At 45.5% G+C, this 11,695-nt stretch carries 8 protein-coding genes; 6 read left to right on the forward strand and 2 right to left on the reverse strand.

Translation table 11 applies throughout. The features are described from left to right. The first annotated feature begins 7 nt into the window (after positions 1 to 7). From deoA to deoD, 3 genes are all read left to right on the forward strand, one after another. Positions 8 to 1,336 carry a thymidine phosphorylase gene (deoA, locus tag AB4484_RS10165; protein WP_372077887.1) on the forward strand — a complete coding sequence of 443 codons (1,329 nt, stop codon included), beginning with the start codon at positions 8 to 10 and terminating at the stop codon, positions 1,334 to 1,336. 76 nt (positions 1,337 to 1,412) lie between these two features. Continuing rightward, entirely contained in the window at positions 1,413 to 2,633 is a 1,221-nt protein-coding gene (locus AB4484_RS10170; protein WP_017068223.1) for a phosphopentomutase, read from the forward strand. A 65-nt stretch (positions 2,634 to 2,698) separates the two neighbouring features. After that, positions 2,699 to 3,418: a purine-nucleoside phosphorylase gene (gene deoD, locus AB4484_RS10175; RefSeq protein ID WP_017063285.1), complete on the forward strand. Its 720-nt coding sequence runs from the start codon at positions 2,699 to 2,701 to the stop codon at positions 3,416 to 3,418. A 149-nt stretch (positions 3,419 to 3,567) separates the two neighbouring features. Here the strand turns inward: deoD and AB4484_RS10180 are convergent, their stop codons facing one another. After that, positions 3,568 to 4,179, reverse strand: coding sequence for a YtjB family periplasmic protein (locus AB4484_RS10180; RefSeq protein WP_076655999.1), 612 nt, complete (start codon positions 4,177 to 4,179; stop codon positions 3,568 to 3,570). Positions 4,180 to 4,288: 109 nt separating this feature from the next. Here AB4484_RS10180 and serB point away from each other — a divergent pair, with 109 nt between their 5' ends. After that, positions 4,289 to 5,269 carry a phosphoserine phosphatase gene (serB, locus tag AB4484_RS10185; RefSeq protein WP_048615575.1) on the forward strand — a complete coding sequence of 327 codons (981 nt, stop codon included), beginning with the start codon at positions 4,289 to 4,291 and terminating at the stop codon, positions 5,267 to 5,269. A 122-nt stretch (positions 5,270 to 5,391) separates the two neighbouring features. Here serB and AB4484_RS10190 read toward each other — a convergent pair whose 3' ends face one another. Further along, the gene (locus AB4484_RS10190; protein ID WP_372077889.1) at positions 5,392 to 7,737 is read right to left on the reverse strand and encodes a PilZ domain-containing protein; all 2,346 of its coding nucleotides are present in this window, start codon (positions 7,735 to 7,737) and stop codon (positions 5,392 to 5,394) included. Between the two features lie 161 nt (positions 7,738 to 7,898). On the opposite strand from AB4484_RS10190, the gene radA reads away from it, so the two are divergent. Both radA and fusA read left to right on the forward strand, forming a co-directional pair. Beyond that, a complete protein-coding gene (gene radA / locus AB4484_RS10195; protein WP_017058826.1) occupies positions 7,899 to 9,278 on the forward strand; it encodes a DNA repair protein RadA in 1,380 nt (459 codons plus the stop codon). 234 nt (positions 9,279 to 9,512) lie between these two features. Further along, positions 9,513 to 11,600 (forward strand): elongation factor G, encoded by a 2,088-nt coding sequence (gene fusA, locus AB4484_RS10200; RefSeq protein ID WP_048612295.1) that lies wholly within the window; start codon positions 9,513 to 9,515, stop codon positions 11,598 to 11,600. Positions 11,601 to 11,695: the final 95 nt, after the last annotated feature.

Raw genomic sequence — 11,695 nt, forward strand, 5'->3', positions numbered from 1 at the left:
GGAACTAATGTATCTACCTCAAGAAATTATTCGCAGAAAACGTGATGGCGAAGTCCTAACAGCTGAAGAAATTAACTTCTTCATTCAAGGTGTAGCTAAAAACACGGTTTCTGAAGGCCAAATTGCAGCATTCGCAATGGCTATCTTCTTTAATGAAATGACAATGCCAGAGCGTATCGCACTAACGTGTGCAATGCGTGACTCAGGCATGGTGATTGACTGGAGCCACATGAATTTTGATGGCCCAATCGTTGATAAACACTCTACTGGTGGTGTTGGTGACGTTACTTCTCTGATGCTTGGCCCTATGGTGGCAGCATGTGGTGGTTTCGTTCCAATGATCTCTGGTCGTGGTTTAGGCCATACTGGCGGTACGCTAGACAAGCTAGAATCTATTCCGGGTTACAACATTACACCAACCAACGAAGTGTTCGGTGAAGTAACGAAAGATGCTGGCGTGGCTATCATCGGTCAAACAGGCGATCTAGCTCCTGCTGACAAGCGTGTTTACGCAACTCGTGATATCACAGCAACAGTCGATAACATCTCGCTGATCACGGCTTCAATCCTATCTAAGAAACTGGCTGCTGGCCTTGATTCTCTAGTGATGGATGTAAAAGTAGGTTCAGGCGCATTCATGCCGACTTACGAAGCATCTGAAGAGCTAGCGAAATCTATCGTTGCAGTAGCAAACGGTGCGGGTACGAAAACAACAGCAATCCTAACAGACATGAACCAAGTACTGGCTTCTTCTGCGGGTAACGCAGTAGAAGTTCGTGAAGCGGTTCAGTTCCTAACGGGTGAATACCGTAACCCACGCTTGTTAGAGATCACGCTAGCATCGTGTGCTGAAATGTTGGTGCTGGGTAACCTAGCTAAAGATTCAGACGAAGCGCGCGACAAACTGATGGCAGTACTGGATAACGGTAAAGCAGCAGAGTGCTTCGGTAAGATGGTAGCGGGCCTTGGTGGTCCAGTTGATTTCGTAACGAACTACGATAACTACCTAGAAAAAGCAGACATTATTAAGCCAGTGTACGCGCTAGAAAGCGGTGTGGTATCAGCAATGGATACTCGTGCAATTGGTATGGCTGTGGTTGGTATGGGCGGTGGTCGTCGCGTAGCAACTGACAGCATTGATTACGCAGTCGGTTTTGATCACTTTATTCGTCTTGGCGAAGTGGCAAGTGAAGATAAACCATTAGCAATGATTCATGCTCGCAACGAACAACAGTGGCAAGAAGCTGCAACAGCATTACAAAATGCAATCACTGTGGGCGGAGAATATACAGCAACGCCAGACGTTTACCGTCAGATTCGTTCTGAAGACGTGTAAATAACAGATATCGGTATGCCTCGCGTATACCGATAAACAGAGTTCTGGTGCAAAGAGCAATAAGTTGGTGAAGAAAATGAAAAGAGCATTTATTTTAGTTTTAGATTCATTCGGTATCGGTGAAACAGCGGATGCAGACAAATTTGGTGATGTAGGTTCTGACACAATGGGCCACATCGCAGATCATTGTGACCAAGGTCTTGCAGACAATGCAGATCGTAAAGGTTCACTGACACTGCCAAACCTGTCTAAGCTAGGTCTAGCGATGGCTCACAAAGAGTCTACAGGTCGTTTTGCTCCTGGTATGGATGCAGACGCTGAGATCATTGGCGCTTACGGTCACGCTGCTGAGCTGTCTTCTGGTAAAGACACGCCATCAGGTCACTGGGAAATCGCAGGTGTTCCTGTACTGTTTGACTGGGGCTACTTCACCGACAAAGAGAACAGCTTTCCAAAAGAACTGACTGACCGCATCCTTGAGCGTGCAGGCCTGTCTGGTTTCTTAGGTAACTGCCACTCATCTGGCACGGAAATCCTAGATAACCTAGGTGAAGAGCACATGAAGACTGGCTTGCCTATCTTCTACACTTCTGCAGACTCTGTTTTCCAGATCGCTTGTCACGAAGAGACATTCGGCCTGCAAAACCTATTAGACCTGTGTCAGATTGCTCGTGAAGAGCTAGAAGATTACAACATTGGTCGTGTTATCGCTCGTCCGTTCATTGGCCCAGGTAAAGGTCAATTCGAACGTACTGGTAACCGTCGTGACCTTTCTGTTGAGCCACCTGCAGCCACCATTCTTCAGAAGTTGGTTGATGAGAAGGGCGGTAACGTTCACTCAATTGGCAAGATATCTGATATCTACGCGGGTTGTGGCATCACGCAGAAAACCAAAGCAACAGGTATCCCTGCGCTATTTGAAGCAACCAAAGAAGCGATCAATGAAGCAGGCGACAACACTATCGTGTTCACTAACTTCGTTGATTTCGACTCAGCTTACGGCCACCGCCGTGATGTTGCTGGTTACGCTGCGGCACTTGAGTACTTCGATGGTCGCATCAATGAAATCATCGATATGATGAAAGAAGACGATGTACTTATCCTAACCGCTGACCACGGTTGTGATCCGACATGGCCAGGTACAGACCATACTCGTGAGCACATCCCTGTGATTGTTTACGGTCAGAAGGTTCCAGCCGGTTCTTTAGGCCGTCGCGATACGTTCGCTGATATCGGTCAAAGCTTAGCGTCATACTTTGGTACATCGCCAATGGGACACGGTACAAGCTTTCTATAATAGTTAACGAAGAGAGAGGGAAACCTCTCTCTTCTTTTTTTGTTTTGAGATTAAGGATATTTTCAATGGCTACTCCACATATTAATGCTGAAATGGGTGATTTCGCTGACGTAGTTTTAATGCCAGGCGACCCGCTACGTGCTAAATACATCGCTGAAACCTTCTTAGAAGAAGTGGTTCAAGTGTGCGACGTTCGCAACATGTTTGGTTACACCGGTACTTACAAAGGTCGTAAGGTTTCGGTAATGGGACACGGTATGGGTATTCCATCTTGTTCTATTTACGCGACTGAGCTGATCAAAGACTTTGGTGTGAAGAAGATCATTCGTGTGGGCAGTTGTGGTGCAGTGAGCGAAGATATTAAAGTGCGTGATGTGGTGATCGGCATGGGCGCATGTACTGACTCTAAAGTGAACCGTATTCGCTTTAAAGATCATGACTTTGCGGCTATTGCGGATTACAAAATGGTGCGCGCGGCAGAAGATGCAGCCAAAGCTCTCGGTGTCGGCGTAAAAGTCGGTAACCTGTTCTCGGCTGAGCTGTTCTACACGCCAGATCCAGAGATGTTCGAAGTAATGGACAAATACGGCATTGTTGGCGTAGAGATGGAAGCAGCTGGCATCTATGGTGTATGTGCTGAATACGGCGCAAAAGCTCTAACGATCTGTACTGTTTCTGACCACATCAAGACTGGTGAGCAAACGACATCAGATGAACGTCAAACGACTTTCAACGACATGATGGTTATCGCACTAGATTCAGTGTTGCTTGGTGACCAAGAATAATATTGGTTTGTCTTAACTTGATAAATTAACCGATAACAAAAAGCCCCGTTGCTGCCTGAGCGTCGGGGCTTTTTATTGGATTGCGATATTTATTCTCAGTCTAGTGTCTTTATTCTCAGTCTAGTGTCTTTATTGTCAGCCTAGTGTGTCTATGAGCTTACATTCTTCAACAGTAAGTTCTCACCAGACTTAGTCGGTCTTCTGCGAATCAGCATGATGAACAACACGCCACTCACAAACCCCATTAACACCATACCGATCATGTAGCGATCACTTTTACGGTAGTGGTGATCAGAAATCGCCGTCATCTTCCCGGTTTCAAAAGTCACTCGAATAAAGCCGATGATCGTCTTCTCTGGTGAATAAATAGGTTCAACTAATTGTTGTCTGCCGATACTTGCTGTTGAAAGTGGCGTATCTAAGCCAAGAACCTCACGTACCGAGAGGGCTTTTTCACTCGAAGCCAGTCGAATCCCCTCTGCATCATAGATGGTGGTATCGAACACCAGTCGGTCTTGAGATAGCTGGTTAGTCAGATCAAGCAATCGCTCTTGGTCTTGTTGCGTGATCATCTTGCTGGCTGAAAGTGATGCCTGAGAGATAAGCAGCTTGGTAAGAGTTTCCAACTGTTTTGCTTGGATCTTCTCGTTACCTTTACTGATCACGACCGTATTTTTAATCGTTACAACGAACATGGTAGCCAACAAAATGAGGGCTAGCATTCGTAAAGCGTTACGTATTGAGAACAATGATTCATTCATGTTTCACGAAGCCTGAAATAAACAAATGTTATGATTAAGACATATTGAGACTTGCGTTTTCAAATTGCAATAGGTTAACGTTTAGCATAGTTAATTAGGAATCATACACATGGACGCTCAGAAATATCTGCCGATAAAAAGGCATACCACATTATTAACTCGACTCCCCGAGACTCGTTTCGCTTCTCAACTCGCTAAATCCAAGGCCAATTGGATTGTGTTTGGTGAGTACTTATCTCCACAATCTTTCGATGACATCGACTTTTTCACTGGCACTTACAACACCATTCTCGATACGTGGAAGGTTGGGCATTATGAAGTGGCTTTGATGTCAGGCAATCTAACGCCAGCACACGAAGAAATCCTCCAAGCGCTAAAGCTTGATTATGCTTGCCTTAGCGAGGTCCCAGACTTATCTAAGCCAGGTTTGATCGTGATGGATATGGATTCCACAGCGATTCAAATTGAATGCATCGATGAGATTGCCAAGCTAGCCGGAGTGGGAGAGCTAGTCTCTGAAATCACAGAAAGAGCAATGCAAGGCGAGCTCGACTTTGAACAGAGCCTACGCCAACGAGTAGGAGCACTGAAAGGTGCGGATGAGTCGATATTAGAGCAAGTGCGTCAGTCTTTGCCATTCATGCCAGACTTGGTCGGGCTGGTGAATACTCTAAATAAGCTTGGCTGGAAAACAGCGATTGCATCAGGTGGTTTTACTTACTTCTCTGACTACCTGAAAGATACCCTTGATCTTGACCACGCTCAGTCAAACACGCTTGAGATCGTCGATGGTAAGTTAACGGGGGAAGTCTTAGGTGATGTTGTTTCGGCGCAGACCAAAGCGGATATCTTGGTAGAGTTGGCTGAAGAGTACGAATTGGAACTGCATAATACCGTTGCCGTTGGTGATGGAGCTAATGACTTGGTGATGATGGGCTCTGCAGGTTTAGGCATTGCCTACCACGCGAAACCAAAAGTAGAGCAGCAAGCTCAAACCGCTGTACGTTACGCAGGTTTAGGCGGGGTGCTGTGCATCTTGTCGGGTGTATTGGCTAAGCAGCAGAAGATCAGCTGGCAAGCAAAACCTTAGGAGTTCTACCTAAGTGCTATTAGCTATGTATCTTATTTAGCAATAGTGGCTCAGACACAAAAAAAGCAGGCTATCAGCCTGCTTTTTCTATTTTCATGCTTAAGTTAAGGCGCCACTCGAAGTTAGCGTGTTAGCTCCAATCGAATCAGCACTTCATCGGTAATATCTTCTATCTCGCCATAACCGATAAACGCAGTCACTTCATTCTCTAGTTTCTTAGCTTGATGCATACTGATGCGTGAAAGCTCTTCTAAATCAGACTGGAATAAACTCGTTAGCGGATTAAAGATAGGTGCCGTGGTGACTCGCAATACATACACGTCACCTAAGTGCTGCGCTTTTTTAATGAATAAGATGCGTTCTTTTGCTGAGGCGAAGTCTTTAACCAATTTGGTGTGTACCGATTGGATCTTGTCGCCAAACTTCACTGCGGCAATGTACACGTCATGATGTTTAGGCTCAGCACCTTCAATTCTTTTCAGTGGTTCAGCCAACAGCGAGTTGGTGTGACCCTTAAAGATTGGCTCCAGTGAGAACTTTTGGTTGTGACCAAGTTTAGCGAGTAACGTTAGATGCTTATTCAGTGGAAAATTCACACCAATGATCTTACAGCGCAGCGTTGAACTTGGCTTATCAATGAATATTGGGTTACTGACCATCTTGCTCAACAAAATGTTGTGCAGTGATTCGAGTAGTGAATGCGTTGGCAGTATCTCTTGCTTCTTAATTAGCTTACTTTGGTTTTGATCGATAAGCCCATTAAGGAAAGCGATAGTACGCATTGTCTTGGCGTTCTCGGCAATAACCAACTGCACGTTGCGGCCATTCGGACTCACACGAATCACTTGGTAAGGCACGGTGCTTAGTGGCAGGTTCTTGTCATAGAGCTGCAGTTCATTGAAGTTCACTAATACCGGATCATTAATCTTGAGTACCATTGGGTGTTCAAGGCTAATGCTCAGTCCACGCTTCGAGATATCTAAGGTGTGTCCGTTCGCCGCTGCGCCATCTTGTGATGTGAGTTGCAACGGTGACTTAAATTGGTATCTCGGCTCTTTACGACGAGTCTGAGAGTCAAAGTAGATGCTTTGAATATTACCGACGACAGTACGCGGGTGACGGAAGCGGTTCAATTCACTGCTTGGAATGCGTGGCTTTTCACTCAGAAGATAATCAGCTGCACTTTCGTGATCGCCAATCTCTTGCAAGATTCCGCAATGCGTCAGTTGAGCTGAGCTTTGAGCTAGCGTATCCGAGTGTTTAGCTAATGCTTGTCGTTCTGTGTCTGACAGTTCGAAAACCGAGAACTTGAACGCCTTCCAACTTTTACGTTTACCACCGATGTGCCAGAACAGCTGTCTTTGTTCACGAGAGGCTTCAGGTAGCATCATTGAATAGAACAAGGTCTTGTTTTGGTGTTCATGGGTAAAAGAGTAGATAACGTTACTGGTTCCCTTCACTCCTGGTTTCGCCAGCAGGTTCATACGTTGCTCGTTGAACAGGGTGCCCAGCGCTTGTTGATTACGCTCGTCGTGCCAATATTGCCATAAAGGATGGTTATTATCCGTCAGTAGGGCAAGCTTGAGTTCGCTGCCGCTGAAAAACAGGGGAAGGTTACAAGTGTGCTTTAGATAGGTGTGTTCGATTCCTCGAGTACGAGTTCGAATGACCCTATCTTGATTCTCATGGCTGGTTTTCTTACTGGTGCTATTTAAAGACTCATCGAGTAAGCGAGCCACAATATTGTTGTCGCTTACCTTGATGGTTCTTAGAAATTTGACCGCGTTGTTTTCATAAGATTCGTCGATACCCAAAACACGAAATTCAACCGCTTGGTTAACATCGTTTTCTTGGGACTTTTCGATAAGCTCTGAGAACTTAACGCTGATGATCTCGCCGAGGTTGTATCGAAAGGCGCTCGGCACCTTGAATTTTGCACCCGACGGGGAGATATCAACCGTTACACCATGTAGGCTTTGCCCTTTCGATGTGGTGATCTCGACCTGCGAGCTAATCTTGAGTCTGTTCTCTTGGCGCTTTAAGTCGTAACCTAGGTTAATAGCTTCCGCTTCATACGGGCTATTGGCGCTAGTAATGTCGTGGTTACCTTGAGAAGACGTTTTAACTACGCTCAGAGGCTGAGTTCGCGGAGTCATGACTAACTCCCATGCACCTTCTGTGTAACCTTTAAACTTTTTCGTACCGCGTTGATATGCGTTTAACGCGATGTCATCGAGCCAGTGCTTACGGCCGTCTAACGTGAACTGACGACATTCATTATCAATGCGCCCACGTAAATCAATGCTCTTTGTACAAGGAGCCATGATACGATTCAGTTCCATTTTAACCAGCAGTTTTAGAGACGGAGATTCGCCTTCTGTCATTTGAGAAAGAAGGAATTCGAAATCTTCGGCGTGGTAGGCCGGGATAAGACGTTCTGCTACAGATAGAATTTCAGATTGCTGCATACTTTTCTTGTTAGAATGGACGGTGCATTTATGTTATCGACTAGTTTAAATCGATCTTTAAGTATAAGTGGTATGACTGCAACGTTTATTTTCACCCGTACGGTCAAATAAGTCACAAATTGACAACATCATTGTGTAACTGAGTAAATTATTGAGGTTTTATGGCTAAGGCAAAACGAGCTTATGTGTGTAATGACTGTGGTGCTGACTTTCCACGTTGGCAGGGGCAGTGCAACGCATGTGGTGCTTGGAACACGATTACAGAAGTTAGGTTAGCCGCTTCACCTCAAGTAGCGCGCAATGAAAGATTATCTGGTTATGCAGGTGCAGTAACAGAATCGAGCGTTCAGACATTATCTGAAATTAATCTACAAGAAGTGCCACGCTTTAGTAGTGGCTTCAAAGAGCTCGACCGCGTACTTGGTGGTGGTGTTGTCCCTGGTGCTGCGATCCTGATTGGTGGTAACCCAGGCGCGGGTAAATCAACATTACTATTGCAGACCATGTGTCAGCTCTCTTCTCAACTGCCGACTCTTTATGTAACAGGTGAGGAATCCTTACAGCAGGTTGCAATGCGCGCCTCTCGACTTGGATTACCAAAAGAGCACCTAAAGATGCTCTCTGAAACCAACGTAGATAAGATTTGTCAGGTTGCCGAAAAAGAACAGCCAAAGATCATGGTTATCGACTCCATCCAAGTTATGCACGTTGCTGATGTTCAATCTTCACCGGGCAGTGTTGCTCAGGTTCGTGAATCGGCAACTGCATTAACGCGCTACGCAAAACAGAATAACGTTGCTGTGTTCTTAGTTGGACACGTAACTAAAGACGGCACCTTAGCCGGGCCAAAAGTACTTGAGCACATTATTGACTGTTCTGTTCTATTGGATGGCGGAACCGATAGCCGCTTTAGAACACTGCGCAGCCACAAAAACCGTTTTGGTGCGGTCAATGAGCTTGGCGTGTTTGCCATGACAGGCCAAGGACTAAAAGAAGTCAGCAACCCATCGGCGATCTTCTTGTCTCGTGGTGAAGAAGAAACCTCGGGCAGTTCGGTGATGGTGGTTTGGGAAGGGACTCGTCCGTTGCTTGTTGAAATTCAAGCGCTGGTGGATTATTCCCAGCTGGCTAACCCGCGTCGTGTCGCTGTCGGCCTAGAGCAAAACAGGCTTTCGTTGTTATTAGCGGTGCTGCATAAACACGGCGGCTTACAAATGGCTGATCAAGATGTGTTTGTGAATGTCGTCGGTGGTGTTAAAGTAACCGAAACCAGTGCTGATCTTGCGTTGGTGATGGCTCTACTTTCAAGTTTCAGAGATCGCGCATTGCCAAAAGATGTGGTGGTATTTGGAGAAGTGGGCCTAGCGGGTGAGATTCGACCGGTACCAAGTGGGCAAGAGCGTCTTAATGAGGCATTTAAACACGGCTTCAAGAAAGCGATTGTACCGGCGGCTAACATGCCTAAAGGTGGTATTCCTGGAATGCAGATCCATGGCGTGAAAAAATTATCAGAAGCAATTAATGCTTTTGATGAGTTGTAATTGAGCTCACTTCAGCTACTCTATACAGCAGAAATTCAGTCTAACTTAAACGCCAATTGCGCTTAAGATTAGCACTAAACTAAACAATCATTTAGATTGTTTCTACAGATTGCCTTTTTCTATATGTTAGAAAAAGGCAAAGTTTTTTAGTCCCAAATGCATGCAAAGCTATCAGTCTTCACAGATTGTGATATACTCTGCGCGCATTTTATATCCTATTAACAGAGTAAGACAATGGCAGATTTATCGAAATACAGAAACATTGGTATTTTCGCGCACGTTGATGCGGGTAAAACAACTACCACTGAGCGTATCCTTAAGCTAACTGGTCAAATCCACAAGACTGGTGAAGTACATGATGGCGAATCAACTACTGACTTCATGGAACAGGAAGCTGAGCGCGGTATTACTATCCAATCAGCAGCTGTAAGCTGTTTCTGGAACGGTCACCGTCTAAACGTTATCGATACTCCTGGACACGTTGACTTCACAGTTGAAGTATACCGTTCTCTTAAAGTACTTGATGGCGGTATCGGTGTATTCTGTGGTTCTGGTGGTGTTGAACCTCAATCAGAAACTAACTGGCGCTACGCTAACGAATCAGAAGTATCTCGTCTGATCTTCGTTAACAAACTAGACCGTATGGGTGCAGATTTCTACAACGTTGTTGACCAAGTTAAAAACGTTCTAGGTGCTACTCCTCTAGTTATGGTTCTACCAATCGGCCGCGAAGATGAATTCGTGGGTGTTGTAGACCTTCTAAGCCGTAAAGCATACGTTTGGGATGACACTGGTCTTCCTGAAAACTACGAAATTCTAGATGTTCCTGCGGACATGGTAGATGACGTTGAGCAATACCGTGAAGAGCTAATCGAAACTGCTGTAGAGCAAGACGATGACCTAATGGAAGCTTACATGGAAGGTGAAGAGCCTTCTATCGAAGACATCAAGCGTTGTATCCGTAAAGGTACTCGTGACCTAGCGTTCTTCCCAACTTTCTGTGGTTCTGCATTCAAGAACAAGGGCGTACAAATCGTTCTTGACGCTGTTGTAGATTACCTACCTTCTCCAACTGAAGTTGATCCTCAACCTCTAATGGACGAGAACGGCGAAGAAACTGGCGAACACGCTATCGTTTCTACAGATGAAACTTTCAAAGCGCTTGCATTCAAAATCATGGATGACCGTTTTGGTGCTCTAACTTTCGTTCGTATTTACTCTGGTAAACTGAACAAAGGTGACACGATTCTTAACTCATTCACTGGCAAAACAGAACGTGTTGGCCGTATGGTTGAGATGCAAGCTGATGACCGTAACGAACTAACTAGCGCACAAGCTGGTGACATCATTGCGATCGTTGGTATGAAGAACGTGCAAACTGGTCACACTCTATGTGATCCTAAGCACCAAGTAACGCTTGAGCCAATGGTATTCCCAACTCCAGTAATCTCAATCGCTGTATCTCCAAAAGATAAAGGCGGTTCTGAGAAAATGGGTATCGCGATCGGTAAAATGGTTGCAGAAGATCCATCTTTCCAAGTTGAGACTGACGAAGAGACTGGCGAAACTATCCTGAAAGGTATGGGTGAACTTCACCTAGACATCAAGGTAGATATCCTTAAGCGTACATACGGCGTTGACCTAACTGTAGGTGCTCCTCAAGTTGCTTACCGTGAAACTATCACTCAAGCAATTGAAGATAGCTACACGCACAAGAAGCAATCTGGTGGTTCTGGTCAATTCGGTAAGATCGATTACCGTATCAAACCAGGCGAAGCAGGTTCTGGCTTCAAGTTCAACTCTGTAGTTGTGGGCGGTAACGTTCCTAAAGAATTCTGGCCTGCAGTTGAGAAAGGCTTCGCATCTATGATGGAAAACGGCGTACTAGCTGGCTTCCCAACTCTAGACGTTGAAGTTGAACTTTTCGATGGTGGTTTCCACGCAGTCGATTCATCTGCAATCGCATTTGAAATCGCAGCGAAAGGCGCATTCCGTCAATCTATGCCTAAAGCTGGCGCGCAACTTCTTGAGCCTATCATGAACGTTGACGTGTTCACTCCAGACGATCACGTTGGTGATGTTATCGGTGACCTTAACCGTCGTCGTGGCATGATCAAAGATCAACAAGCTGGCGTTACTGGTGTTCGTATTAAAGCTGACGTACCTCTTTCTGAGATGTTCGGCTACATCGGTCACCTACGTACTATCACTTCTGGTCGTGGCCAATTCTCTATGGAATTCGCACAATACGCACCATGTCCAACTAACGTTGCTGACGAAGTGATTGCAAAAGTTAAAGCAGAAAAAGAAGCTGGTAAGTAATTAGCCCTTTTCTCAATTAGCTAAAAAAGCCCCGCAAGTGAAAGCTTGCGGGGCTTTTTATTGCTTGTAACATACTGCGAGATGCGAGATGCGAG

The sequence above is a fragment of the Vibrio sp. 10N.261.46.A3 genome (genome assembly GCF_041472995.1).
Taxonomy (GTDB): Bacteria; Pseudomonadota; Gammaproteobacteria; order Enterobacterales; family Vibrionaceae; genus Vibrio; species Vibrio coralliirubri.